Annotated in this window: 21 protein-coding genes and 2 pseudogenes; 6 read left to right on the forward strand and 17 right to left on the reverse strand. The window is 37.5% G+C overall.

Going from position 1 to position 26,190, the window contains the following annotated elements:
• Positions 1–35: 35 nt before the first annotated feature.
• The 3 genes from H6F39_RS02520 to H6F39_RS02530 are packed head-to-tail and all read right to left on the reverse strand — an operon-like array spanning position 36 to position 3,712.
• Positions 36–671, reverse strand: a complete 636-nt coding sequence (locus H6F39_RS02520) for a pentapeptide repeat-containing protein (RefSeq protein WP_137907504.1) — start codon at positions 669–671, stop codon at positions 36–38.
• Positions 668–2,086: a DICT sensory domain-containing protein gene (locus H6F39_RS02525; RefSeq protein WP_137907505.1), complete on the reverse strand. Its 1,419-nt coding sequence runs from the start codon at positions 2,084–2,086 to the stop codon at positions 668–670. The genes H6F39_RS02520 and H6F39_RS02525 overlap by 4 nt, the downstream gene beginning before the upstream one ends.
• Before the next feature lie 60 nt (positions 2,087–2,146).
• A complete protein-coding gene (locus tag H6F39_RS02530; RefSeq protein WP_137907517.1) occupies positions 2,147–3,712 on the reverse strand; it encodes a photosystem II high light acclimation radical SAM protein in 1,566 nt (521 codons plus the stop codon).
• A 576-nt stretch (positions 3,713–4,288) separates the two neighbouring features.
• Between H6F39_RS02530 and H6F39_RS02535 the strand changes: the two genes are divergently transcribed.
• Positions 4,289–4,669, forward strand: a complete 381-nt coding sequence (locus H6F39_RS02535; RefSeq protein ID WP_137907506.1) for a DUF1830 domain-containing protein — start codon at positions 4,289–4,291, stop codon at positions 4,667–4,669.
• A gap of 280 nt (positions 4,670–4,949) precedes the next feature.
• On the opposite strand, the gene H6F39_RS02540 is transcribed toward H6F39_RS02535, so the two are convergent.
• The 3 genes from H6F39_RS02540 to H6F39_RS02550 form a co-directional block, all read right to left on the reverse strand.
• Positions 4,950–6,521 (reverse strand): DUF4335 domain-containing protein, encoded by a 1,572-nt coding sequence (locus H6F39_RS02540; protein WP_137907507.1) that lies wholly within the window; start codon positions 6,519–6,521, stop codon positions 4,950–4,952.
• Positions 6,522–6,584: 63 nt separating this feature from the next.
• Positions 6,585–7,187: a DUF3038 domain-containing protein gene (locus H6F39_RS02545; RefSeq protein ID WP_190371894.1), complete on the reverse strand. Its 603-nt coding sequence runs from the start codon at positions 7,185–7,187 to the stop codon at positions 6,585–6,587.
• Between the two features lie 141 nt (positions 7,188–7,328).
• Positions 7,329–9,731, reverse strand: coding sequence for an endonuclease MutS2 (locus H6F39_RS02550; protein ID WP_190371895.1), 2,403 nt, complete (start codon positions 9,729–9,731; stop codon positions 7,329–7,331).
• Between the two features lie 185 nt (positions 9,732–9,916).
• Between H6F39_RS02550 and H6F39_RS02555 the strand changes: the two genes are divergently transcribed.
• The 3 genes from H6F39_RS02555 (at position 9,917) to H6F39_RS02565 (ending at position 15,246) form a co-directional block, all read left to right on the forward strand.
• The gene (locus tag H6F39_RS02555; RefSeq protein ID WP_190371896.1) at positions 9,917–10,642 is read left to right on the forward strand and encodes a S1C family serine protease; all 726 of its coding nucleotides are present in this window, start codon (positions 9,917–9,919) and stop codon (positions 10,640–10,642) included.
• A gap of 294 nt (positions 10,643–10,936) precedes the next feature.
• Positions 10,937–11,473, forward strand: coding sequence for a COP23 domain-containing protein (locus H6F39_RS02560; protein WP_190396164.1), 537 nt, complete (start codon positions 10,937–10,939; stop codon positions 11,471–11,473).
• A gap of 137 nt (positions 11,474–11,610) precedes the next feature.
• Positions 11,611–15,246: a serine protease gene (locus H6F39_RS02565; protein ID WP_190396165.1), complete on the forward strand. Its 3,636-nt coding sequence runs from the start codon at positions 11,611–11,613 to the stop codon at positions 15,244–15,246.
• A 139-nt stretch (positions 15,247–15,385) separates the two neighbouring features.
• Here H6F39_RS02565 and H6F39_RS02570 read toward each other — a convergent pair whose 3' ends face one another.
• The 7 genes and pseudogenes from H6F39_RS02570 to H6F39_RS02600 form a co-directional block, all read right to left on the reverse strand.
• Positions 15,386–15,688, reverse strand: coding sequence for a DUF2288 domain-containing protein (locus tag H6F39_RS02570; protein WP_137906543.1), 303 nt, complete (start codon positions 15,686–15,688; stop codon positions 15,386–15,388).
• A gap of 167 nt (positions 15,689–15,855) precedes the next feature.
• Positions 15,856–18,342 carry a 3'-5' exonuclease gene (locus tag H6F39_RS02575; protein ID WP_190396166.1) on the reverse strand — a complete coding sequence of 829 codons (2,487 nt, stop codon included), beginning with the start codon at positions 18,340–18,342 and terminating at the stop codon, positions 15,856–15,858.
• Positions 18,343–18,357: 15 nt separating this feature from the next.
• Positions 18,358–19,308: a DNA cytosine methyltransferase gene (locus H6F39_RS02580; protein ID WP_199290836.1), complete on the reverse strand. Its 951-nt coding sequence runs from the start codon at positions 19,306–19,308 to the stop codon at positions 18,358–18,360.
• An 11-nt stretch (positions 19,309–19,319) separates the two neighbouring features.
• Positions 19,320–20,420: a HindVP family restriction endonuclease gene (locus H6F39_RS02585; protein WP_137906545.1), complete on the reverse strand. Its 1,101-nt coding sequence runs from the start codon at positions 20,418–20,420 to the stop codon at positions 19,320–19,322.
• A gap of 199 nt (positions 20,421–20,619) precedes the next feature.
• Positions 20,620–21,258, reverse strand: a complete 639-nt coding sequence (locus tag H6F39_RS02590; protein WP_190372742.1) for a lysophospholipid acyltransferase family protein — start codon at positions 21,256–21,258, stop codon at positions 20,620–20,622.
• A 264-nt stretch (positions 21,259–21,522) separates the two neighbouring features.
• Positions 21,523–22,527: a saccharopine dehydrogenase-like oxidoreductase gene (locus H6F39_RS02595; protein WP_137906547.1), complete on the reverse strand. Its 1,005-nt coding sequence runs from the start codon at positions 22,525–22,527 to the stop codon at positions 21,523–21,525.
• Positions 22,528–22,661: 134 nt separating this feature from the next.
• Positions 22,662–22,790: pseudogene (locus H6F39_RS02600) on the reverse strand (HEAT repeat domain-containing protein); the annotation flags it as partial.
• Between the two features lie 26 nt (positions 22,791–22,816).
• Here H6F39_RS02600 and H6F39_RS02605 point away from each other — a divergent pair.
• Positions 22,817–22,921, forward strand: a pseudogene (locus H6F39_RS02605) (cofactor assembly of complex C subunit B); the annotation flags it as partial.
• A gap of 46 nt (positions 22,922–22,967) precedes the next feature.
• Positions 22,968–23,486, forward strand: a complete 519-nt coding sequence (locus H6F39_RS02610; RefSeq protein ID WP_137906548.1) for a DUF456 domain-containing protein — start codon at positions 22,968–22,970, stop codon at positions 23,484–23,486.
• Between the two features lie 221 nt (positions 23,487–23,707).
• Here the strand turns inward: H6F39_RS02610 and nblB are convergent, their stop codons facing one another.
• The 4 genes from nblB to H6F39_RS02630 form a co-directional block, all read right to left on the reverse strand.
• Positions 23,708–24,370 carry a phycobilisome degradation protein NblB gene (gene nblB, locus H6F39_RS02615; RefSeq protein ID WP_137906549.1) on the reverse strand — a complete coding sequence of 221 codons (663 nt, stop codon included), beginning with the start codon at positions 24,368–24,370 and terminating at the stop codon, positions 23,708–23,710.
• 43 nt (positions 24,371–24,413) lie between these two features.
• On the reverse strand, positions 24,414–24,872 hold the full coding sequence (locus H6F39_RS02620; protein WP_137906550.1) for a CBS domain-containing protein: 459 nt from the start codon (positions 24,870–24,872) through the stop codon (positions 24,414–24,416).
• Positions 24,873–25,125: 253 nt separating this feature from the next.
• The gene (gene mutT / locus H6F39_RS02625) at positions 25,126–25,548 is read right to left on the reverse strand and encodes an 8-oxo-dGTP diphosphatase MutT (RefSeq protein ID WP_190372741.1); all 423 of its coding nucleotides are present in this window, start codon (positions 25,546–25,548) and stop codon (positions 25,126–25,128) included.
• Between the two features lie 108 nt (positions 25,549–25,656).
• Positions 25,657–25,998 (reverse strand): DUF760 domain-containing protein, encoded by a 342-nt coding sequence (locus H6F39_RS02630; protein ID WP_190372740.1) that lies wholly within the window; start codon positions 25,996–25,998, stop codon positions 25,657–25,659.
• Positions 25,999–26,190: the final 192 nt, after the last annotated feature.

The following is a 26,190-nucleotide window of genomic DNA, read 5'->3' on the forward strand; positions in this document are numbered from 1 at the left end:
CTAAAAGGCAAATAAGCATGAAAAAAAAAGATAAACTATTTTACCATATATTCGGTACTAGTTTTTAAAACTGTACCCACCATACATACCTTATCTAAACTTGCGCCATTTAACTTCACAGCATCTACTTCCGCACAAAGTAAATTCGCTCCAGTTAAATCCGCTCCTGCTAAGTTAGCCCCTCGCAAATCAGCCTCTTCAAGATTCGCTTCAGTCAGTAAAGCTCCTCGCAAATCTGCACCGCTTAAGTCTGCACATTTGAGATTAGCCCCCGTTAAATTAGCACCTCGTAAATCTGCACATCGTAAATCACTACTTTGTAAATTTACACCCATCAAATTAGCACCGCTTAAAAAAGCACCAGCTAAAGACGCATCATTCAGGATTGCTCCCATCAAGTTACTACCCCTCAAATTGCCACCACGTAAATCTGCACCGGTCAAATCAGCTTGCATTAAATTTGCACCAATTAAATTCGCCCGCAAGTCAGTTTGTTGCAGATTTGCACCCATTAAGTTGGCTCCGGCAAAATGGCCACCCTCCAATTGAGAACCACTAAAGTTAGTCCCTACTAAATGCGCCCCTGTTAAATTTATCTTTCTTAGATCTAAGTGAGATAGATCCTCATCCTCTAAATTTGCGCCGGCAAGTTGTTTATTGTTGCTAATCATCCGTAAATTCTCCCTGGTGTGCTGTATACTGAAATCTGCTCACTACTTTTGCTGTGGCTATCCCAACGAGAATCAAGTAACCACAAACCGCCGCCGACTTTCGGTTTGATCACGGATAAATCAAGTCCCTGTTGTAAGCCCATGACTAATAAACTTAAGGTATCTACAAGTTTAGGATCAAAGCGGCTAGATTGTTGTTGCCGACACTGATCTAAAGCTTGAGAAAATATTTCCCCTTCGCTTTTACCTAAATATTTATACTGATTAAGTTGTATAATAAATTCTGCTGCCAGTGACAAAATTCGTGATTCTAAAGGAATATCATCACCAGCTAAACCAGCAGGTTCACCAGTTCCATTCCACCATTCGGTTTGATGGGTGATAATTTGCGCTATTGCCCGTAGTCGTGGCATAATTCGTAATGCTTGCGCTCCTGGTACGAGGGGACAAGCCAGAGGACAACTAGGCGCTTTTTCTGGATAAGCCGTGGTTAAGTGACTAGGAGTAATCAAACTCTCAACGTTTTGCAGTGAACCTATCCGATGTAACAAAGCCGCAAGACGTAATCTTTTAATTTGCCATGCAGGTATATCTAACAGTTGCCCCATTGTTTCTACTACAGATGCTACTTCCGTGGCTACACCATGGTGATTGATATCTGCTAGATCAATCAATTGCGCCATCCGTAAAAATGCTTGGATTTCATTAGATACCAAGTTACGATCCAGAGATTTTCGATGAGATGCTACGGGAATAGATAAGTTGTCCTGTCCTGTTTTCAGGTAATCAACAACACGGGCTACGACAGTAGCCACATCCGCTGATGAAGATATATGTGTATGAATTGCCTCTTTATATTGAGTAAGTTTCAGTGCTAATTCGGGATGATAGTCTTGGATATGCGCGATCGCTAATTCTGCGGTTTCCTGGACTAATTTCGGCTCAAATGTCCATAAACCGTAGAATTTCCGCTCTAAATCTGAACTTGGCAAGCCCTCACTCCCATAATCATCTGGGGATAACTCTTGACAAATTACCATCGCCGTGTAATCTGGTGATAAAATCATCAAATGCCATTCCTGAGCCACAGGATCATCTGTTGCCAATGCTACCAGATTAACATTACTTAACTGACTAGTGGGATGTTCAGCAAAACCAGCGTCAGCAGCGGCCATAATGACAATTTGTTGGCTGTGTTGAGCGATATCTGCATATCTGACCGCTTCTTCTAAATACCATTTACCCTCTTGGAAAGCCGTAATTACCAAAGGAGCATTATTTCTAGTTAAAATATGGTCTTCTAAAGCATGACAGAGGGCAACCAAGGTATTCTTATAGTACACCCCAAAATGAATTGGGCGCGAACTATGACGGTGGGAAGCTTCTAACTGTTGGAGAATTGAACCTTGTAACATGAAATTAGGGTTTTTTGAGTTTTAATAGTCCGCATAGCGGTGATTTCTCATCACCTGAACTTAAATTGACACCAGCTGTTTTTCTGGTATAGGTGCAGAAAGCGCCGTTTCCAAATCAGCGCGACCCAATTTGGCTTCTAAAATATTCATTACTTCCCGTCCAAAGTCGTTGGGATTTTGTCGCCAAGCTTGTAAGCAGACTTCACCAAAGAAAGAACCCAGAGGTTCAGGATTCCATAAAAGCTTTTTAGCAGTCCAAGGCATTAAACTCATCGGATCATAACCCGGTTTCAGAATCTCCTCTTTAAAAGCATATTCCTCTAAATGGGTGTGGGGTTGTAGTCCAATAAAGAAAATAGCGGGTTCAACTTTATCAACCCCAAAAATCCGTTCTAATTCCCTGTGATATGCTATAGTTTGCCGAATAGTTTCAGGACGTTCATCAATGACATTAAAAGAATAATTAACAGAAACTACATCATTAAAACCGGCGGCTTTTAAATCACGACAATTCTGCAAAACAGTTCGTAAATTATAACCCATTCGCATTTTGCGGACTAGTTCTTGAGAACCGCTAGTAATACCGATTTCAAAATAATTCATACCTGTTTTTACCATCAACTCACACAATTGCGGTGTTAAGTTGTCGGCTCTAATGTATGCTGCCCAATGAATATCTGACATCCCGGAATCAACGATTTTCTGGAGTAATTCCACAGCATCATCAATAAACTTGCGTGCGGGTATAAACTGAGCATCTGTAAACCAGAAGTTACGGATACCACGATTGTATAATTCTCGGATTTCCGCCACAATTTCATCACTAGGATTAATGCGGACTTGTTTACCCTCAACTACAGTATAAACACAATAACAGCAATTATGGGGACAACCGCGTTTAGTTTGCACACCAATGTAAAAATCTTGTTCTTGCAGATAATAACTAAATTCCGGCCAAATAGTCTCAATGTAATCGTAATTACAAGCTGTTTTTTCTAGGGGTGTGGGTTGTTCATGAATTAAGCGTGGACGTGGCGCATTTTCTCCCACAACATAACAGCGTTCATTGCGGAAATCTTCACCATTCAGCAGCTTTGTTAAAAGTGTTTCTCCCTCACCCACAGAAATAATTGTTCCCGCAGGTAAACTTTTACCCAACTGTTCATAGAATACACTTACCGCTCCACCACCCAAGACTACACGGGCTTGAGACTGATATTTTTGGGCGCGTTTTAAACCCCGTTTAACCAATCCTAGATTGCGCCATAACTCTACATAATAAGCTATAAAAATTCTTAATCCGCCCAAAGCACCACGTAATTTGATGAATGGGTTTTTAGCGTAGTAAAATTCAAAAGCGTTTTGCAGAGGATTTCCGCCCCGTCCTCCTACTGGCGCGTAAATTTGAATATCTCGCCAAGAAAAGACTAATAGTGTGGGTTTAAATTCATCAATAGACCGATCTAGAGCGGAAGTATAATCTACAGGTGGGATTGTACCTAAGTCAAAAATCCGCTGTTCTACACCGGGAAACAGTTTGTGAACATGATCCGAAAGATAGACAACCCCAATGGGAAAGATAGGGTTACAGGGAAGACGAACATAGAGGATTTTAGTTGGGTTCATACCGGGTTTAACTGCACTGCTTACCGTTGTTGAGGGAAAAATTAGTACCGTTCCAGCGGGAGTCAAGAGTCAAAAGTCAAAAGTTATATGACTTAATCAGGATTGTCCTTGACATTGCAGTTATTTTGTGTTACACAAAAAACTGAAAACTGGACTGCATAAAATTTGCTTATTATAGAAGGCGGTTTATGAACAAAATTTTCATATACATTCACCATAACATTGAGTTGATGAATTGAGGAATGACTTGCTGCTGGGATTCATGGGAGATAGATGTCACAGATATTTACATTTACCAAGGTGGATGAAGATAAGGAAGTAACGGCTGAAATTCTTAGCTAAGAAGAATTGACAGCAGTTTTATTCAGAATAAAAAGCCATATTCTTATTTATGACGGATTTGATCAACAAAAGATAGATTTATTTACAAAAATTTTAGAAACTAGATATAACTTTAGATATGAATAATGCAGAAAATCGCAGATGGTAGTCGCAGTTACAGTAACAGGGGATCATCCAGTGTTAGGTTGACATAACTAAAATAAAATTGTGGCGTAAATCAGCTTACCACCAGTTATGGCTCAGATATTAGATCCTCTACCACCGGAGCATTCGGGGAAAATTCTCTGCTGCTACGTTAATGCCACAAGTAAGATCCAGGTGGCTCGTATCTCCAATATTCCTAACTGGTACTTTGAAAGGGTGGTATTCCCTGGACAAAGACTAGTGTTTGAAGTTCCTAAACAGGCACAAATGGAAATTCACACAGGAATGATGGCAAGTGCTATTATATCAGATACGATTCCCTGCGATCGCCTCATTGTCCATCAACCCAGCAGTGAGGAGGAGCAAAACAACTCATCCCCAGAAATAAATCTTACTAATAGTCATCCAATGGGGTCGGAAATTCATAAAAAAAATGTAGATACGACAAAACCTTTGCAAGTAGTTGAATAGACATCTGGAGGTAAGGAATCAGGACTTATACAAGGATCACAAAAAATTATAATTTTTTGTTGGTAGCAGGCTTAAACCTCGATTTTGTTCGCGTAGGGTCTCGCGGAGAAAACTAAAGTCCTCACTCAGCTGTACTGCATTTAATTTGTATGATTCTAGCGGGCAAGATGCCCGCACCACAACATTTAGCCAGATTAAGATGATCAAATTTAGATGGGTAACAGCTTATTAATAGGATATTCTAAGTGTAGAGTCTCCGTTACATAACGGCTGAAAAGTGTCAAGGTGTTTCTGGGAATGTTTGCACCTGACTATCAGGACTCAGGACAACTCGTATTTTTAGGCTTTGTCCAGATTTATTACTAGAAACAAAAGGTTTACCAATTTCGGGAATACCACTACTATCAATATATTCTCTGGCAGATGGATTTAAAGGTTCAATTCTTTCGATAGTGCCATCAACACCCAATGTTACACTATATTCCAAAGTTTGATCTAGTCCAGTGGGGGGTTGCCAACGCTTATTTAGATATTCTCTCGCTTCTGCGATTTGAGTTGTATCAAATAAAGTCTTACTATTACTAGCTTGTGTCCCCGATGTCCCCAAAGTCGAAGTAGTTTTAGTTGCGGCTCTTAATCTGCTGACTAAATTATTATTATTTTTGGATAGAGAGTCCTGATTTGGAGTAGTAATTCCTACAGTCTCCTGCTTTAATTCCGTAGGATAAGGACTAGGAAGTGTATTAGGAATATTGCTAAAACTCTGGTTAGGAATACTGGCAATAGACGGGGGTAGTGTATAAACACTAAAGGGAATATTATTTTTAGTAGAGGGTAAATTCTTGGGTTTGGTGCTATTAATTCCACTTTTAGCAGTAATACCCGAAGAATTGCCTGGGGGATTAGGTACTATATTGATGGGAACTTGTGGAGTAACCGGATAAGACAAAGTATTAGGTGGTATAGTTAATGCAGGTTGAGGTGATGTTTTTGGTGCGGCTGGGATAGTTCCATTGGGAAAGGAAAGCGGTGCTGAGGGTATGGTAGAATTGGCTAGTGGTGGTATTAGCGGTATTCCAGGTGTGTTTAAATTTACTGGTGGTGTTGGCCAAGTATCTGCAATGGTAGGGGAAAGTTCTTTAACTTTTTCGGGGTCAGTGTGGTTGTTTTTGGCTATTTTCTGCTGATTTGGTGAAATTTTCTGGGCATATTGCCAGGTAAATGGGGCTAAACTGGCAGCTACTACCAAAATTGCGGCTATGGGGACCCATTGAGGTAAACTGGGGCGAGTAGTCTCAGTGCTGATAGTTGGTAATACCATCATATTAGATGAGTATTCATCTATTACCGTTGCCAAATCAAATAGTTGTAGTAAACTTAATTCAATCACAGATCCAGATGTCTGGTTAGCAAGATCACCAAGAAACAGTTTATGAGTTAAATTATAACTAGGTTCTAAATAAACTTTTCCTTTGGTAGTTTGGTCGTGAAGGGATGGTATAATTTGAGCAGGAAGGACAGATGTGAGAACATCTTTTGATTCCAGTGCTAATGTTGTATTACTATTATCGGCGTTTGATAAAGTGACACTAAAATCTGCGGTAGATTCTTGGAGAAGTTTTTGAACGTAACTGGTTACAGTATCACATAAAACTTCTAACTGCCGATGATCACCCTGAATCAGGATTTGAGCGGCTTCTGATAGTCCTGGGTGATCAAATTGTAACCGAAAACTCAAATCTCTAATGACATTTTTTTCCACCCAACGGGACAAAGATGAATTTTGCGCCCAAATTTCCAGGGTACAAGTGGGGGCGGTATAGCGACGAATGACGGAATTTGATGAAGACATAACAAATTGCAAAGTAAAAAATAGGTAATTTCGGATTTTAGGCTGAAAATCGAAAATTAAAGCTTATTTTGTGGAAATGTCTATTAGTGCTAACCACAAACGCCGGTGTCCACCAGCAGCACTATAAAAGAGTAAATTTATTAACAGTTTGAGGGCTAATTTCGTAAGTAAGTCTATTGAGGTTGTCGGCTCTTCTTCCATACGTTCTTGGTAAGTATTACAAAAACCATCTATATAATCTCCTAATAAAGCAGTTTGGTGGGGTTTTTGATTATTTGCTGTCATTTGTTCCAATAAACCTACAGCGCGGCGAATTAATTCTTGATGTTGTTTAGCAAGATAGCAAATAATTAGTACGAGCGATCGCGCTTCCTCAACATCTAACTTTTTTCGTCCCCCTTGGCCTTTGCGAAGAGGATTTGATTGACGTAATCGCCATAAAGCCACTCGATCTGGTATTTTGGATTCTAAATTAAGACTAACTGCGGCGGATAGCATTGCTTCTGAACCAATACCAGTTAGGGTTTCTAGCGCCAGTAACGCCAAGTCTAACTGAGTTTTGATATTTTCCCATTGTATTGTACTTGGGGCTGGGATTTGGCTTAAATCCTCCCAAGGTGATTTTGATATAGCGGAATTAGCGGTTGAGTGCATAACTTTTAGCATATTTTGTCAGTGGTCGGTTGTCAGTTGTCAGTTGTTAGTTGTCATTCAACATCTAAAATAAATTATTATTTACTCCTGCTTCCCCTACTTCCCTTACCTCCTTTACTTCTCCTGCCTCCCCTACCTCCCCCGCTCCCTGTTTTATATATGAGCAATAGTAACACCACTACCGCCGTCAGCTTGTTCGGCTGGTTCGTAGTGAGTAACTCTGGGGTGTTGTTGTAAAAAAGCGTGAACCCCTTGCTTGAGTTTACCAGTGCCGTGTCCATGAATAATCCATAAGGGTCCTGGGGCTTCGGAAATGGCTTTGTCTAAGATATATTCAGCATCAGCTACTCTTTTTCCGCGCAAATCTACAGTATTTTTAGAAGTACGAATGGCTGGGGCTGGTGGTGTTGGTATAATTACAGATGGGGTTATTTTAGGTTTAACTACTGATTCTGGTTTTTCTCCATCTAGTGACTCTATATCTTGCAGTTGTACGGTCATTTTCATCAGACCAAAGCGTACGCTAAAATTGCCTTCAACGTCGGGAATTGTTAACACTTCAGCAGTTTGACCTAATTTGGGAATCCGCACGCGATCGCCCAATTTAGGCATAAAACCAGGTTGGATTTTGGGTGGGGGTGCGGCCTCGTATTTTTGAGCAATTTGATTAATGTTGGCGGTGGCCTGTTGGGCATCTTGGGCGTTGGGTGTCCCTTGTTGTAAGCGGCGGATAACTTGGGCAATTTCCCCTTTGGCTTGGCTAATTGCTTGTTGAACGGCGATTTCTTGGGAAGCACGTAAATCTTTTTCTCTGGCTTCTAAAGCAGCGGCTTTGTCAGAAACTTCTTTATACAAGCGTTCCGCTTGACGTAATAATTTTTGGGCTTCTGCGGCTTTGGTTTCCTGGCTGCGGCGTTGCGCTTCTAAACCCGCAATAACTTGATTGACTTCGTCCGTAGCTTCCCCAACTTGGGTTTTCGCTTCTGCTACCACCTCTGGCTTTAACCCTAACCGTAAAGCAATACTCAGGGCGTTGGAACGGCCGGGAATACCCCACAATAGACGATAAGTCGGTGACAGGGTAGTTTCGTCAAATTCTACGGACGCATTTTCAAACCGAGGATCTTCGTATTTGAGGGCTTTAAGTTCGCCAAAATGCGTACTAGCCATAGTTAGTTGGGTATGATTAGCGAGATATTTGAGTAAAGCGATCGCTAACGCACTTCCCTCCGCTGGATCTGTACCTGCACCCACTTCATCAAGTAATACCAGAGATTGGTAATTAATTGCTAAAGGGGAAAAATCATTTTGTCCGGGTTCTAATGCCTCTAAAATTCGACTAATGCGGCGAATATGTCCAGAAAAAGTAGATAAACTCTGTTGTAATGACTGTTCATCACCAATATCAGCCAAAATTTGCCTAAACCAAGGCATTTCCACCGGTTCACGGGCAGGAATAAATAAACCTACCTTAGCCATGACCGCTGCTAATCCCAAAGTTTTTAAAGTTACCGTTTTTCCCCCAGTATTTGGTCCTGTAATTGTGACTACCCGGATTTGAGGACTAATCAATAAATCTACTGGTACTACTGCATTTCCCTGTTCGTGCTGCTGTTGCCAAACTAACAACGGGTGGCGCAGATTCCGCAAGGTAATAATTTCATTTGCTTGAGGATTGACAAAGCGTGGCGGGTTAGCACCTATCCAAAAACTATAACGTGATTTGGCTACCGCTAGATCTAAAGTGGTGACAATGGCTAATAATCTTTCTAAATCTGGTGTAACTTCTGCTACCTTTTCCGTCAAGGTTCGGCGAATTGCTTCCGCTTCAGTTTGTTCTTTTCTAATAATTTGACGTAGTTGATTACCCAATGGTACAACACTATTAGGTTCTATATATAGAGTTGCACCACTGGTAGAGGTATCGTGAACAATACCGGGAATTGCGTCCTTTTGCGGAGCTTTTACAGGTATAACAAAGCGATCGCCTCTTTGTGTAATTAACTGCTCTTGAACCGCTCCCGATTTTGCTTGGATAATATTTTGCAGTTTTTGGGTAATTTGGCTGCGAACTTTCCGCAATTCCCCCCGAATTTCTCCCATTTTCTGACTAGCACGGTCAGTAACTTGCCCACGTTCGTCAATACAACGGTGAATTTCCTGCTCTAATTCCGGGTAAGTCCGCAATTCTGAGACTAAATCGTTTAAAACCGGGATATTTTCCTGATTATCAATAACACGGCGTAAATTTCTTGCACCTGCTAGGGTAGTAGCGATCGCTAAAAGCTCCTCCCCTGGTAAAATACTTTGCAGTGCAGCCCGTTCTAGGGAATCACCAATATCTTGTATACCCTCAAAAGATAATCCCGGATGTAAACGACTTTCCAATTCATAAACTTCTTTAGTTTGCGCTAATAACTGTTCACTTTCTGCCTGAGTTTCAGGAATGGGCAAGTTACGCGCAACTATAGACCCTAACTTAGTTGCCGCAAAGGTAGAAAGGTGCTGGCACAGTCGAGGCCACTCTAGTAATTCTAAGGTTTCAGATTGAATCAAGGTTTCAACAACTAATCTGAAATTATAGTAACAATTTTAGTTGCTCAAAGACTAGATTTTCCAGGATAAAATTTTTCTGGTTTTTTTGTTACAAAAATCGTAACATTGACTAGGTTTTTCCATTTATCCTGGATAATATGGAGAATACAGTCTCATAGCTACCTTAGTGTCTACCAAGTTCACCAATGAACAGAAAACCATATCTGATAGCAGTTACAGGGCTTGCTGTCTTATCTGTACAGGCTCTAGGATCACCGAATGGGTTGGCTTTGACCCCAGCAAATCACTATTCTCAATCTATCATATCTCAAAATTCAGAAGAACAAACACGAATTAAAGTTTATCAAAAAGCCAGTCCCGCTGTAGTTTACATCAACACTGGTAAAGCTTCTGGAAGTGGTTTTATCGTGAGTCGAGACGGATTAATTATTACCAATGCTCACGTTTTGGAAGATGCACCCGCAACCGTGACTGTAATTTTAGAAGATGGTAAACGACTTCCTGCTGACGTAATTGGCTTTGCTAAAAACGGTCTAGATTTAGCAGCCATTAAAATTCGTCACCAGCGGAATTTACCCACATTATCTTTAGCAAAATCAGCCCAAGTAGGACAGTCCGTATATGCTATTGGTAGTCCCTTTGGCTATGACAATCAAAATAATTTTACTGCTGGTGTTTTGAGCAATCTTGACGAACAAGATGGTATCATTAAACATGATGCTAGAATTAATCCTGGTAATTCTGGTGGTCCACTTCTCAATTCCCAAGCCCAAGTTATTGGCGTAAATACTGCTATTCGACTTGATAGAAATGGCAGTAATACTGGTATTAGTATTGCTATCCTGGTAAATAAAATACAACCTTTCTTAACGGCAATTCGTCAGGGAAATATTTCCCGTTTACGGCGCTAATAGTCTGTTGAGAATTGAGACTGGCATAGGCTTCTAGTCTATTTATTTGCAAGGGCAGGCAGGATGCCCACCCCACAGAAATTAAATTGTCCCTTTCCCAAATGAGGAGATTCTTGTTCCTAGCTTCTAGTTTGTCTATCTGGGCAGGCAGGATGCCCACCCCACAGAAATTAAATTGTCCCTTTCCCAAATGAGGAGATTCTTGTTCCTAGCTTCTAGTTTGTCTATCTGGGCAGGCAGGATGCCCACCCCACAGAAATTAATGTCCCTTTCCCAAAGTAGGAGATTTAAGAAATGATGAAATTAACATTATTAACCACACTGTTTTTAACCACCACATTAGCATCTACTCCTGTTTTTGCTCAAGAAGATGCTAATAATCAAATTCGCTTTATCTGTTCTACAAGTCGTTACTCCGAAAATGGAAAGTCTGTTCCTACTACTTTTCTTTGGACACCAAATTTCCAAAAAGCAATGGTAACTTGGACATCTGTATTAGGAGGAGTTAAACCACAACAACGTTGTAAAACAGTTTCTCAGAACTTCCAAACAGCTTTTAATAACGGCAGTCTTAATTACGTTACCAATGCTTTTCAAAACGGTAATAAAGTAATTTGTTCTGTGAGTTCAATTGATGGTGGTTGTGATACTGTATTATTTACATTGCGACCTCAGGACAAGTCTCAGAATGTTCTCAGACACTTAAACAAACTCTGGTTTGGTAGTGCTACGACGGGACCTATTCCACAAAGTTCTGGAGAAGATAAATTTAAATTTTACATTGATATTCGCCAATTTCTGAATACACCACCAGCAAATAAAATGCAATAATCAATAACCGTAGGGTGCGTTAGGTGCAAACCGTAACGCACCATAACCTATGACAATGCTTAAAAATCGTGCGTTACGCTGTCGCTAACACACCCTACAAATGAAATTTTTTATCCAAATAATACTGATAAACCAAAATGAAACGCTTATTTTTGACCCTCATTTGTACAGGTAGTTTGTTAATTGTTCCCCAACAATTATTACTAATTCCTGCTACCCAAGTTACCGCACAAGAAACTACAAAAAAAGTATTAAGTTCAGCACAATTACAAGATTTAGCCAAATCTATCACCGTGAAAATATTAACTAAAAATGGCAGTGCTTCAGGAACTTTAATTGCCAAAAATGGTAATAATTACACTATTTTAACTAATGATCATGTGATTAATCCAGGGGAATCTTATCGCATTCAAGCACCAGATGGAAAAATATATCCTGCTACTGTCATTAAAGAAAAACCCCCATCTATAAAAAATCAAGATGCAGCTTTATTCCAGTTTCTATCAACAGTAGAATATACCATAGCTACCTTAGGAACTTCCGCACCTATAGCAGTAAATCAAAAAATTGTCGCGGCTGGATTTGTGAATGATAGTGCTAAATTAGTTTTCACAGAAGGACAAATTTCTCTATTACCAGATAAAAGTTTTCAAAGAGGTTATCGCATTGGTTATAATAACAAAATTCAACCGGGAATGAGTGGCGGACCCATATTAAATTATCAAGGTGAAGTTATTGGCATTAATGCCGTTCACGCCTATCCTATTTCTGATAAAATATATACTTATATTGACAATAGTAAACCCAGCGCAGCCGAACGTCAGCAAATGCGTCAATATAGTTGGGGTTTACCGATTTATAGTGTTGCTAAGATAGTCCCGGAATTTGTGGCTAAATCGCCTATAAAGATTGATAATTCGGGTTTGAGAGTAAAAAAAGGTTTAATCCAAAATATTGACCAAATTGCCCAAGAAATTACGGTTTTAATTCCTAATGCTAACCCCAACGATATCGGTTCTGGGGTAATTATTGCCCAGAAAGGTAATATTTATTATGTGTTGACCGCAGATCATGTGATCTGGAATCGTGATGAAAAAAAATTAAAAAATAAGTTAGAAATAGTCGCACCGGATAATCAAAGATATGCTCTAAATGTCAGCAATGCGAAAAGAATGCCTGGAGTTGATTTAGCCGTTGTTCAATTTACCAGTAATCAAAAATATCAAGTTACAACTTTAGCAAATTATAGTTTAAATACTAAAGGTCAAAAAGTGTTTGTTTCTGGTTTTCCTGGTAATAAACAACAAAATCAAAACAAACCTCATCGGATTTTGACGGCGGGAATTTTGAGCCAACAGCAATTCATTAAGTTGAATACTTATCTAAGTTTCAATAATCAAAGTTCTCTGATACCCGTGCAAATACAAACTGTTTTAAGTGATGGTTATGATCTACTTTATAGTAATATTACTAAAGGCGGAATGAGTGGTGGTGCGGTTTTAGATACCGAAGGAAGATTGATTGGTATTCATGGCAGAGTGGAAGGTGAAATATCACTCGATTTTGATGGTGAAATCAATTTAGGTAGTAGTTCTGGTGTTCCCATTAGGACATTTTTAAATTTAGTTGAACAGGTAGGAATAGATTCAGATTTAAAAGTCGAAACTACTGCACCAGCTACACTAAAAAAATCGGAAGAGGATGTAATTAGTGAATATTTATTACCATTGGATCAAGTTCCTAAAAATAGTGATGATGAAATATTATGGCTAAATTATGCTAATCAACTATGGCGTTCTCAAAAATATGCAGAAGCAATAAAAGCTGTTGATAAAGCGATTAGCAAAAAACCGGATTTTTATCAAGCTTGGTATTTCAAGGGGGTGATATTTGATAGTGAGAAAAAATACCCAGAATCAATTGCTGCTTATGATAAAGCTCTTAAAATTAATCCCAACTTTGCTCAAGCTTGGAAAGATCGGGGTAGATTGCTGCTTGCATTAGATAAATATTCTGAAGCATTAACATCTTTTGACAAAGCCATTGCTCTGAGTCCTAATCAATTTGATCTTTACCACTGGCGAGGTTTTACGCTTCATTACTTAAAGCGGTTTCCTGAAGCAATTGAGGCTTACAATCAATCTATTAAAATTGATCCTCTGTTTAAATTTGCTTATAATGGGCGTGTTTCTTCTTATGTAGAGTTAAAAAACTATCGCCAAGCCATAACTGATCTTACTCAAGCTGTTCAACTTGACCCTAAAGACGCTGTCTCTTACCTCATGAGAGGTTCGGTTTACTTAGTATTAGAAGAATACAAACAAAGCATAGCTGATTCAACTCAAGCCATTCAACTTGACCCTAAAAAGGCATTGTACTATAATGTCAGGGGTAGTGCTTACGAGGGATTGAAAGAATACAAACAAGCCATAGCTGATTATACTCAAGCGATTCAACTTGACCCTAAAAATGCCAAATACTATAATAGCAGGGGTATTGCTTACACACAGTTAAAAGACTACAAACAAGTCATAGCTGATTATACTCAAGCCATTCAACTTGACCCTAAAGATGCAACATACTATGGTATGAGGGGTGGCTCTTACTTAGTATTAGAAGACTATAAACAAGCCATAGCTGATTTCACTCAAGCCATTCAACTTGACCCTAAAGATGCAATCTACCACTCTTTGCGGGGTCTTGCTTACTCAAAATTAAAAGACTATAAACAAGCTATATCTGATTTAACAGAAACTATTCGTCGTGACCCTCAAAATGCACCATACACTTTGCAAGGTCTCAGATACTCTGAATATAAAGATTATAAAGGCTTCATTAGTAGTTACACTGGCTTAATGTGTATAGCTTACACAACCAGGGGAGGTATTTACTATGATTTAAAAGAATACAAACTGGCAATTGATGATTTCACTCAAGCCATTAAAATTGACCCTAAAGATGCAAGATACTATGTTATTAGGGGTAATAGCTATTTCTTATTAAAAGAATACAAACAGGGTATTGATGATTTAACTCAAGCCATTAAAATTGATTCTCAAAATGAAGCATACTATGTTGTTAGGGGTGGTTATTACCTTCAATTAAAAGACTACAAACAAGCGATTGATGATTATACTCAAGCCATTAAACTTGATCCTAAAAATGCAGGATACTATGGTGCTAGGGGTCTTGCTTACTTACAATTAAAAGACTACAAACAGGCAATTAATGATTATACTCAAGCCATTCAACTTGATCCTAAAAATGCAGGATACTATGGTGCTAGGGGTGATGCTTATTTACAATTGAAAGACTACAAACAAGCGATTAATGATTACAGTCAAGCCATTAAATTAAAACCCGACTTTACCGAAGCCTACTATGTTCGGGGTATTGCTCACTATTTCTTAAAAGACTACAAACAGGCAATTAATGATTACACTCAAGCCATTAAATTAAAACCCGACTATCCCGAAGCTTACACGAACTTAGGTATAGTTTCCTATGAAATGGGAGAAGTAGAAACAGCAATTAATTATTGGCGAAATGCGATCAAAATCAATAGCAATTTTGCAGAAGCACATTTAGCATTAGGTGTAGCCTTGTATGGAAAAGGTGATCAAGAAGCCGGTTTGAAATCCGCAGAAACGGCATTAAAATTAGATAAACGTTATGGAAAGATTGAGTTTCTCAAAGAAAATGGTTGGGGTGAAAAGTTGATAATTAATACGCAATTATTTCTCCAAAATCCCAGAATTAAAGCTTTGATTTAGACAATAGACATTGAGGTAAAAATAATGTAGAGATGTTCCATATAACGTCTCTACAAAAAACCTCTCTACAGAGTTTTTAATTTCTCGCAAATAATAAGTTCAATCAACTGTCATGAAATATTAATAGAATATTAACAATTTACGAGATGGGAGTAATTATTTCTTTTACTAACACATAAGGTTCAACGATCAGAGCATTAAATCGCTTGTTACGGTGGAAATTCCATTCTCCCACTTGATCTACTGTAGGTTTAGCTAATAATTGTTCATCTATCCAATGTTGTACTGAAAGAATATTATCACTAGCGATCGCTTCTCCCACATCTAATAAGTCTAAATTTTCCGCTACTACAATCACTGCATCTTTTTGAACATGGGGAATTAACCATTCCCATTCTGCTTCATCAAGATTTTGCTGTAATTTTTCTCGTAATTCCGACATAATTTGCCACTTTTTTGGTTACTAGTTTGATTTTACAATATAACAACCCAATTGTATGTGAGGCTGCACAGAATCATAAAATCCATTAATTCATGTGTTTTTATCTGGGTTTGTCTACGGTCAATTATTCTTAAAATCTTATTCTATTTGGTATTACAATCATTTTATTAGCTGCTAGGGAATGTAGTTTCAATTAAATATTCAGTAGGTAGTGAGTTAATAAACTGACTTTTGGACTTAGGTTCATTTTTATAATCTTTGAGAAACCAGGAGATAAATAACTGTTTTTTTGCTCTTGTTAACGCTACATAAAATAACCGCTTTTCCTCCTCTAATTGATTATCCCGTAAACTGAAATAACTGGGAAATTCTTGATCACACATACCCGCAATAAAAATATGATCAAATTCTAAACCTTTGGATTGATGAATTGTGATAATTAAAAGCTGATTATTTTCTTGAGAAATTTGATCTAAATTTTTCGCTAAAGCTGTATATTCGAGAATATTTCTTAACGCTGTATCAGGATGTAATTCTACATTATCCTGTTCTTTGAAAATCTTGACTAATCTTTTCAGATTTTCTAACCTGTGTGGTTGATGATTTTCATAAAAATCATATAAACCAGACTCGATTAAAATATTACCTAATAAATCTGCTGGACGTAATTTTTGGCTGGAATTTTTCCAACTGTGAATATCATTAGCTAAAGCTTCAAATTCCTCTCCATAAAGATAAACTAAAGCTTGACGATAATCAGCACGATGTTTAATTAAAGGTATGAGAATTGTTAATAATTCCACAGTTGTACTGGTATCATCAAGAGCGCGATGACTGGGTAATTGATTGAGGTTTAATTGAGTTGCTAAATTTTCTAAACTATAATTATCTGCTGGGATAAATCGTTTTGCTAAATCCCAGGTATCTCCCCATATAAATTGAGGAGTTGATAAACCCAATTTTTGAGCATCAGCTATAATCATTTTAATATCAAAGCCGAGATTATGTCCCAATAAAAAAGCATCACTAATAAATGCTAAAAACTCTATAAATACATCAAGAGCATTTCTCCCATTTGTGGCTAAAAATTCATCACTATAACCATGTATTTGTTCTGAATCTCCCACGGGTATAGTATTTTTAATATAAGCATGAAATTCAGATTTTATCTGACCATTAATCAATTTAATAGCAGCAATTTCAATTACTTGATCTTTACCGGTTATCAAACCCGTAGTTTCCACATCAAAAACAACAATTGTTCCTGAATCATAAGCAGTAATTAAATTACTAAAAGGATCACCATCAATAAAAGTTTGTGTTGAGGCCATATCAGTTAATTTAAAACCACAAACTTCATTTGCCTTGATGATCTTGATGATATGATTAATAGTAAAATTACCAATTCCCCGACTACGACGTAATAACATTCTTAACAGTGAAGTTTCATCAAAAGGATTAATAATAAAACGTAAATAAGCAAGAGTATCTTTAATTTCTTGAAGAGAAAAAAAATGATGTTGTTCAACTGTGATACAGGGAACATTGAATTTTTCTAAGGTTTGGCTAATTATACCAATACGTTTATGATTTCTCGTTAAAACAGCAACTCGATTATATGGAAAATCAGGATTATTTTTAGCTAAACTTTGAATTTGTTTAGCAATCCATTCTCCTTCATCATATTCATTTTTAGCTGCATAAATTGGAATTAGTTCACCATTTTTACAATTGAGTGCAGGAGTTATTTTTGTATGTCTTGTTGCAAAGGAATCAGCAAAACCAGAGGCGGTATTAAGTAAAGTTCTAGTAGCGCGATAATTCCAAGTTAGAGAATATTCTTGAGGTTGAAACTGTTGTTTAAATTGACTGACAACTTTTTCAGGTTCAGAACCTCTCCATTCATAAATAGTTTGATCTAAATCTCCAATTATGGCAATATTACCAGTTCTAGTAGCTAAAGTTGTGACAAGTTCATATTCTGATAAATGAGTATCTTGAACTTCATCTACTTGAATAAAATCAAAACGATTTTCCCATCTTTGTTTAATTTCCGGATAATAGGAAAACAAAGAACGAATATAAAAGATTAAATCAGCAAAGTCTAAAGCATGACGTTCTTGTAATAAATTTTGGTATTTATTAGCTAATTTTGCCTTATATATTCCTAATGGTGCAAATAATTTTTCTAGAGGGTAATTAGGAGATAGTTGTAAATGACTCGCTTTAGTTTTGCAATCTGCTATTTGTGATAATTTATTTTGAGCTTTTTTATCGTCACGTAGTTTAAAAATCTCTTTAACTATTCCTAAGCAGTCAGTATCATCATAAACTACAAAATCTGTTGGTAAACCAATATTTCTCGCTTCTATTCTCAGGATAGAAGTACATAAACTATGAAAAGTTTTAATTGTGATATGGCGAAATTGTTGAGGACACATTTCTGCTAACCGTTTTTTCATTTCTTTAGCTGCGCGGTTAGTGAAAGTGAGACAGAGTATTTTTTCGGGAGGAATACCTTGTTTAATTGCGTTGACAACTCTTGATGATAAAACGCGGGTTTTACCAGTTCCCACGGGAGCTAATATTAATAATGCTCCTTTGATGTGGTTGATGATTTTTAGTTGTTCAGGGTTGGGTTGAGTTTGTGACATAGGAAATATGATAATTTAAACAGTTAACAACGAAACATCAGATATGTGATATTTATTTTTATCTTCAATATACATTAGTAGAGATTTAGCAACATATTCTGCTAATTTAATGGGTACAGCATTACCAATCATTTGTTCTAAATCTGTTTTTGAACCGACAAAAATAAAATCATCAGGGAAAGTTTGAATATAACTTCTTTCACGAGTAGTTAGAGGACGTAAATCTGGTGTTAATGGTGCAACATCTCCGGGATGTTGTTGATAAGTTTTAGGTATTGGTCTATTTACGCCTCTAATAGTTGGACTTGGTTCATCGATAGTAAAAATGGCTCTTCTTTGATAACTTCTAGGATGACGATAATAATATTCAATCCCCAAACTATTTCCTAAATAATCTCTAATGGTTGTATTTTTTTTAGATAAATTAGCTTCTAAATAAGTCTTTAAATTATCATCTTTACCAGCCAATTCTCCTATACAAAAGAATCTCTTTCTCTTTTGTGGTACACCGCATAGACTAGCATCTAATACTTTTTCTGTTAAACCATAACCAGCAGATTTGAGGATTTGCTTAAATTCTTGATATTTGTGTGATTTTCTAAATAATTGTACATTTTCTAAAACAAACCATTGACTAGAAACATTAGCTACTATTTCAGCAAATGTAATACTTAAATCTCCCCTACCTAAATCTTCATTACGCTTACCAGCGCTGGAAAAGTCTTGACATGGTGGACCACCAATAATTACATCAGGTGAGAATTTTTTAAATATTGAATAATTATTATTTACCTGACTCAAATCATATTCAAAAATTGGATGATGAAAATTTTGCTGATAAACATTTATGGCAGATTTCCAGTTTTCAAAAGCAGCGACAATTTGAAATCCACTATTCTGAAATCCTAGCGATAAACCACCACAACCAGAAAATATATCTATGACCTTTAAGGAAGACGATTTCATTTGTATATTCATTAAATTTCCTTTAGTCTATCATCAAAAATTTCTGGATTGCTGAAAATAATAGCATCAAATCTTCTTTCAGGACTTAAAAAGTTTTGCCCTCCTCCTAAAATGATGTTTTTAATTTCTTCTTTGGTAATTCTGGGTTGAAGCAAATTATCACAAGTCATATAAGGACGAGTATTAGAACCACTTAAAGCAAAGGCTTTATCATTCTTGGTGTTATAGGTTAATGTATCAATCACCAATTTATGATTTATTTTACCGACCAGAGCAAATTCATATAACATCTTTGCCAACCAGACAACAGAACGCATAGGTCTTTGAATGGTTTCTTCTGATTTAGCTAATCTTTTAGTGATATCAAAGAAAAGCCTGGTAAAACCAAAGTTACTCCAGATAAAAATATCTAAACAGTTTTGATAAAGTTTAGAAGTTTTACCTACAGTTTTCCATATCGGTTGCATAACTAAGGGAGATTGAATTGCTATATTCTCACTTATTAAAGTATCTAAACTATCTACAATTTGAGGAATAAAAGGCAATACCTGACGGATACTTAACCAATCTTCAATTTGACTACATACGGGTTGAAGATAATTGAGTAATTTATCTCTTGAATTTTCAAATTTATGAGCAATACTCAAAGCAAGATACACAATAGTATCTGGTCTGGTAACAATTTCACAGCCGTATTCATAATCTGGTAACCGATAAGTAGAATTATCAGGTAATGCAGTTAATTTAATTTCTATACTTCGTAAACAAGCATTATCTCTATTAAGATCATGGGTTACTAAATCAACTCGCGGCAATTTACCAACAACTATTTTTCTATAAGGTATATAGTCACTCTCAAAAGAAAAAAATAAATGGGGAGAAAGAGGATCAATACCAAATATTTGAGAAATATCTATTTCTTGATGCTCAATTTTTAACTGTTTGTCCAAGGTTAAATAATTAAGTTTTAAACCTTTCTGATACATATAACAAGCTAAGGATGCGGGAAAAGAATTATTAAATTGATTTTTTCCCCAACTTTCTCTTTGAGAAAAGTCTCTATTGGAATGAGTTAATCCAAATAAGCCTACTTGTACATTGTCTGGTTGCATTAGTCTAACTTTGATATTATTTAGATAATAATTTTATTATAAATTAATTTTTTGATATTTAGCTGATTATTTGGCGTAAGGTTCTTACTCGACCCAGGTACAGATTTATCTGGGTTTATCTGGGTTTATCTGCGGTTTATTGCTGATTCCTGTACCTGACTGAGAAAGGAAATGCTATAGTGCATCTCCTTTTTAAATTTTACCTGCCCAAATCGTGCATTTCATTAATTACCGCAGCGCATTTTTGAGTCACTCTTTCCAATTCTTCCTTATTATTAGAACTGGGAGCGTCAATTAATTGACCAATTCTAATAGTCAAAGGTACGGGACGAGGTAAAGAAGAACCGGGTTGTAAAATCTGCTCACTTCCCCATAAACACACTGGTAAAAAAGGAGCTTTGGCCTTAGCTGCCAGGAGGGCTGCACCTCTTTTTGGGTCACTTATGCGACCATCTGGAGTGCGTGTACCTTCTAAAAATACACCCACAGCCCAACCATTCTCTAAATATTCTAGAGCCGCACGGATAGCATTGCGGTCAGCAGTACCGCGACTGACGGGGTAAGCACCGTATAATTTAATTGCTTGTGCTAAAACAGGAACTTTAAATAATTCTTCTTTGGCCATGTAAGCGACTGGACGACGGACACAACTGGAAACTATAGGTGGGTCAAAATAACTAGCATGATTACTAACTATGATTACAGGACCTGTTTGGGGGACATTTTCCGCGCCATAAATTTTGCCCCGGAAGTATGTGTGTAGCAAGGGGCTAATCACCGACCACTTAAAAGCGTGATACAGTGCTAAACTAACTAAAGGTTCACGATTTCTAGTCACAAAAGATCACAAAAGATAATGTAAATGAAACAGAATATAAGTATACAGAATTAATTGACCAATACCTATGTCATTTAAGGTATATGACCAAAAACATAGGACACAAGCCCCGTCCTTCGCTCCTTAGTAGTTCATGAAGAAGCAAATTGCGCGTAAGTCCTATAAGTTAAAAAGTGCGATATTGATTTCACGGTTGTACTAGGTTTAGATCCCGGACTCCTTAAAGAAGTCGGGGATTTTGTTTTTTTGTTTTTTACCAATCACCTATTTTACAAACTTTGGCATGATTTCCGCTGCGGTAAATAAGCCAGAAATGCCCCTATTATGCAATTCTTGACCAGCTTTAAGATAACCAAAGGCTGGACCACACACATTGGCGGCCATGCTGGTTTCATCCCCTAATGTGAAGGTGTGAGTGGATATTTTCCCCTCAAAGGTGCGTCCGGTAACTTTCACATTTGTACTGAGAGGTTTTTGGGGATTACGGGTATCAACGACACCACCAACTGTGACTCTATCCCGTGAACAAATACCCGCTATTTCTAACATCACATCATCAGCGTGTTCCATATTCGCTAAAGTTAACACACCATTGGTTTTATCTAGTAATGCTTCTACCTCTGGGTCTGTCATGGCTCTAGCAGTTTCTACAGTATAACCGGGTATGTGGCCAATATCTTCCCGCACAGTAGCACGGTAAGCTTCCCAGTTAGCAATTCCTACACCAAAGGTAATTTCTACTTTGTGGACTTCAGCGTAACTTTGAGCGGCTAAAGCGGCAGCGGCGGTTAACAGTCCCGGAGTAGCACCACAGCCAGTCATGTAAGTAATTCCCGCTGCTTGTAGTTCATCTTTCATCGCTAAAAGTTGTTCTACGGCACTGGTGCGTTTTATAGCATCAACCAGGACACCGCGCCAACCGGCTTGAATGAACTGTTTAGCTACCGAAGGAATAAAATCATTAGGAAGGTTGGGTAAAGCCAGAAAATAACCATCTACAGGCTGACTGGTGGTGATTAAATCTTGAATACTGTTGTTGCTTAAAGTCCCAACGGATTCTAAATAACCCACTGTACCTTGATTTTGGTAGGTCGTGATACAAGCTTGGGTGTTTAAGCCTTCTCTAGAGTAAGCGTAACCTTTTTGGTCTGCGGCGGCGACGAGAATCATTTCCCGTTTGCTGGAAAGGAGTTTGGCTGCTGCTTGGCCGAGTCCACCGAAGCCGAGAACTCCGACGCAGAGGGGGAGGGGGAGGGGTTGTGTGTTCATAGTGTTTTTTTCTTTGTTTGATAATGGTTAATTATGCTTGATTTTTGATCAAGGTTTCGCGCTAAGACGCTCAGGAGCAAAGGCGCGAATAAGTAGATTAATTTGGGGTATAGTTATGATGCAGGAGTAAGTAATATAGCAATTTGTATTAATTCTAAACCGATATGTGGTTCTAATTCGCGTATTTGATTAACTGCACTTAAGCGATCGCCTAAGTTGTTAGAATCCAGTAATTCTTTTATAATATCAGCAGATACACTCATTTAACATTCCGTTGGTAAAGTAAAGAGTTTTAATTTTAGCAGCAAATCAACCGTGCAGTTATACTAAACAAGATGAAAACTGGACTGCGGGAATTACGGATAAATTAGCTGTTACTCTTAGTAATGAGTAATTTTTTTCTTCCTTCCGACTTCTAACTTCCGACTCTTAAATTAATTATGCAGATTATTTATTGGCTATTATTGGCTATAATGTTAGTGGGAATTATTGGTGCTGTAGTTCCTGCTATCCCTGGAAGCAGCCTGATTTTAATATCTATTATCATCTGGGGAATGGTCAGTCATTCCTTTGCTGCTATTAAAATTCCCCTGATTGTGACAATCATTGTTTTACTTCTGAGTACGGGAGTTGATTTCCTTGCTGGTTACATTGGGGCTAAACAAGCAGGTGCTAGTAAGTGGGGACAAATTGGCGCTTTTGTGGGTTTATTAATGGGATTTTTGGGATTATTACCCGCTTTACCCTTTGGTGGACCATTATTGGGAATTCTATTTGGACCATTATTAGGTGCAATTGTGGGTGAGTTCCTTTACCAAAGACGATTATGGTCTGCGGTAAAAGCTGGTATCGGAATTACCGTGGGAACGGTGGTGGGAAATTTGATTCAAGGTATCCTAGCTATCAGTGCGGTTATAGTATTTGTAGTGACGACTTGGCCGCAGGTATATGGGGGTTAAGAGAAATTTCCGCGAAAGATAAAAAATGTAGAGACGTTTTATGGAACGTCTCTAAAAGAGTTAAGTGTTACAGATAACACATATTTAATTTTTTAATTTTCACCTGATGTCTAATGATCAAGTTTTTGATATCAATCAAAAATCAAGTTATTTAGAAAAATTGAGAAATTAGAAAAATGAGTTCAGCAGTTGCGCTTTATCGAATAAACGCAACTACTAGGCTAAACTAACTGTAAAGCTTTTTTAGCTTCATGAGAAATAGCTTCCACTTCATCATTTACTAAATTGGCTAGAATAGTTTTAGCATCCTCACTATTTAAGCGAGTCAACGCTTGCACAACTCTGTAACGCACTTGCCAATCTGGATTAGTGCAGTATGGAACGAGGAGAGGAACTGCTTTTGTATCTCCCAACTCACCAAAAGAACTAATGGCCGCAGTTTGTATTAAGCCATTATCTGAAGAAATTGCTTCTTTGAGTAGTTCAAAGCCGCGTGGATCTCCTAATTCTCCCAAGGTCGCAATAATGCTAAACTGGACTAACCATTCTGATGTTTCTTGGTAAAGCTTTTGTAAGTCCTCAAAAGCATCATGTAATTTTAGCGCACCTAAACAGTCTGCTGCGGCTGCTTGCACATCTGCTTCGGGATCATAAAGTAAACCCCGTAATATTGTCAAGGATAATGGTAAATCCTGTTTTCCCAGGGTGTCCATTTGACTGACCGCAGCATAACGTACCCGCGCACTGCTATCACCTATAGCAATCTGTATTAACTCTAAACCGATGTGTGGTTCTAGTTCGCGGATTTGATTAACCGCACGTAAGCGATCGCCCAAATTGTCAGAATCTAGTAATGTTTTGATAGTATCAGCCGAAACAGCCATTTAATTATCCTATGTCATTTGTCCGTTAATCTTCTGGTGCTTCTTAGTCAGTAGCCATAGCACGAATAATATCACCACGAGTGAGAATACCAATGACGTTACCCCCATTGTCAAGAACAGGGAGACGCTGAACCTGGTGATTTTGTATCAATTGTGCTGCTTCTCTTAATGATTTATCAGGAGAAATAGCCACGGGATTTTTACTCATAACTTCTCCTACAGTTTGTCCTAAAGCCTTATGTAAATCTCGTTCATAAGTACCGGGATTTTGTAAATAAATCACACTATCCAAAATCATAATATAAGCGGGTGGAGTTACACCGGTTTCTTGCCACATCAAGTCTGTTTCTGATATAATCCCCACTAATTTACCTGCGTCATCAATTACAGGTAAACCGCTAATTCGTTTTTCTGCTAAAATCTGGATAGCTTCTTTTAAGGGAGTTTGAGGACGGACGAGTATAGGATCACGACTCATCACGTCAGCAACGGTTTTAGACATTTTTTACCTACACCTTTAATAAAAGTCCTTTTAACTATTGTAGAAAATTATTAGTAACAAATAAATAGTGTTAATAGATTGTTACCTTTGATTGTTGAAAAAAGGGTTAACAATATTTGATTTTTATCATAACACAAACAAAAGATCCCCGACTTCTTTGATAAATTATTATTTACCAAAGATTAACTTAAAAGTAGGGGATCTAAATGCAGGTTTAAAGATGTGTAAATATTGGGAATAAATGTCTAATTTATCAATTTTCCTGATCATATTTCCTTAAAGCTGTGATAATTTCCCCATTCGCTTCTGGGAAATTAAAATTATCTAATTCGTCCAAACTTACCCAGCGAACTTCATCACATTCTATAGTTTGGGGAATACCTGTTAAATGTTGAGAATGATGTACCGTTAAAGTCACCCGTAAATGAGCATAAGTATGATCAATAGTAATTAAATGTTCTCCAACTGCAATTTCTATTCCCAACTCTTCCGAGATTTCCCGTTTAATACACTCTTGAATAGTTTCACCAATTTCGATTTTTCCTCCTGGAAATTCCCATAAACCACCCATTGTACCTTGGGGAAGCCGACGGTCAATTAAAATTTGTTTTTGGTCATTCCAAATAACAGCAACACCAATAATTTTATGAGGAATAGAAAAATTGGTTTCATTCATATAATATTACCTACCAACTACCAATAAATAATCAAAAAACTCGGCAGATTAATTATATCTCTACCGAGTTGATCTTTGTTTTGATAATTTTCCTAAGCTACAATAATATTATTCAGCGCTATTATTCGCTTCTGTTGCTTGTACAACCATATCAAAACCCATCCTTTGCTCTGCATTCCGCAGAAAGTAACCACTAATCATCGCGGATGCTAATAAGCGACCTAAGCTTTCTCGACTGGTAGAAATAGTAATACCGAACTGTTCAGAAGGTAGATTTCCTAAAAGTCCGATAATATTACGTTCCATGACCTGTAAAACTTCGTGGGAACTGGGTTTGGATAATTGAGTAATTGTATCTGGACTTAATGATTTAACGTATTGCCATAATAAATTACCTGCTTCCGACTCACTATTAAAAAATTCTGATACTCGGTTAGATTGGTTACTCATGCTTGACCTCCTATAGTGTCACTGCTAACAATGGGGTTTGTGACTGAAATAATTGATAGTATCGTTGCTTCGATTTAGTTGACTATTATACAGATGATATTAATCATAATAGCAGATTATTCCCTTTGAGGGAGTCGGTTTAACCGTACTAGAAATGGGGGTTTTTTCACCTACTAGTATGGTTAGTATGGG

Origin of the sequence: Dolichospermum sp. FACHB-1250, from assembly GCF_014696335.1 — a bacterium.
Classification (GTDB): Bacteria; Cyanobacteriota; Cyanobacteriia; order Cyanobacteriales; family Nostocaceae; genus Dolichospermum; species Dolichospermum planctonicum.

Excerpts from the sequence above, each read along its gene's own strand:
- H6F39_RS02520 (WP_137907504.1), bottom strand. The coding sequence starts at position 671 with ATGATTAGCAACAATAAACAACTTGCCGGCGCAAATTTAGAGGATGAG.
- H6F39_RS02525 (WP_137907505.1), bottom strand. The coding sequence starts at position 2,086 with ATGTTACAAGGTTCAATTCTCCAACAGTTAGAAGCTTCCCACCGTCAT.
- H6F39_RS02530 (WP_137907517.1), bottom strand. The coding sequence starts at position 3,712 with ATGAACCCAACTAAAATCCTCTATGTTCGTCTTCCCTGTAACCCTATC.
- H6F39_RS02535 (WP_137907506.1), top strand. The coding sequence starts at position 4,289 with ATGGCTCAGATATTAGATCCTCTACCACCGGAGCATTCGGGGAAAATT.
- H6F39_RS02540 (WP_137907507.1), bottom strand. The coding sequence starts at position 6,521 with ATGTCTTCATCAAATTCCGTCATTCGTCGCTATACCGCCCCCACTTGT.
- H6F39_RS02545 (WP_190371894.1), bottom strand. The coding sequence starts at position 7,187 with ATGCTAAAAGTTATGCACTCAACCGCTAATTCCGCTATATCAAAATCA.
- H6F39_RS02555 (WP_190371896.1), top strand. The coding sequence starts at position 9,917 with ATGAACAGAAAACCATATCTGATAGCAGTTACAGGGCTTGCTGTCTTA.
- H6F39_RS02560 (WP_190396164.1), top strand. The coding sequence starts at position 10,937 with ATGATGAAATTAACATTATTAACCACACTGTTTTTAACCACCACATTA.
- H6F39_RS02565 (WP_190396165.1), top strand. The coding sequence starts at position 11,611 with ATGAAACGCTTATTTTTGACCCTCATTTGTACAGGTAGTTTGTTAATT.
- H6F39_RS02570 (WP_137906543.1), bottom strand. The coding sequence starts at position 15,688 with ATGTCGGAATTACGAGAAAAATTACAGCAAAATCTTGATGAAGCAGAA.
- H6F39_RS02575 (WP_190396166.1), bottom strand. The coding sequence starts at position 18,342 with ATGTCACAAACTCAACCCAACCCTGAACAACTAAAAATCATCAACCAC.
- H6F39_RS02580 (WP_199290836.1), bottom strand. The coding sequence starts at position 19,308 with ATGAAATCGTCTTCCTTAAAGGTCATAGATATATTTTCTGGTTGTGGT.
- H6F39_RS02585 (WP_137906545.1), bottom strand. The coding sequence starts at position 20,420 with ATGCAACCAGACAATGTACAAGTAGGCTTATTTGGATTAACTCATTCC.
- H6F39_RS02595 (WP_137906547.1), bottom strand. The coding sequence starts at position 22,527 with ATGAACACACAACCCCTCCCCCTCCCCCTCTGCGTCGGAGTTCTCGGC.
- H6F39_RS02610 (WP_137906548.1), top strand. The coding sequence starts at position 22,968 with ATGCAGATTATTTATTGGCTATTATTGGCTATAATGTTAGTGGGAATT.
- nblB (WP_137906549.1), bottom strand. The coding sequence starts at position 24,370 with ATGGCTGTTTCGGCTGATACTATCAAAACATTACTAGATTCTGACAAT.
- H6F39_RS02620 (WP_137906550.1), bottom strand. The coding sequence starts at position 24,872 with ATGTCTAAAACCGTTGCTGACGTGATGAGTCGTGATCCTATACTCGTC.
- mutT (WP_190372741.1), bottom strand. The coding sequence starts at position 25,548 with ATGAATGAAACCAATTTTTCTATTCCTCATAAAATTATTGGTGTTGCT.
- H6F39_RS02630 (WP_190372740.1), bottom strand. The coding sequence starts at position 25,998 with ATGAGTAACCAATCTAACCGAGTATCAGAATTTTTTAATAGTGAGTCG.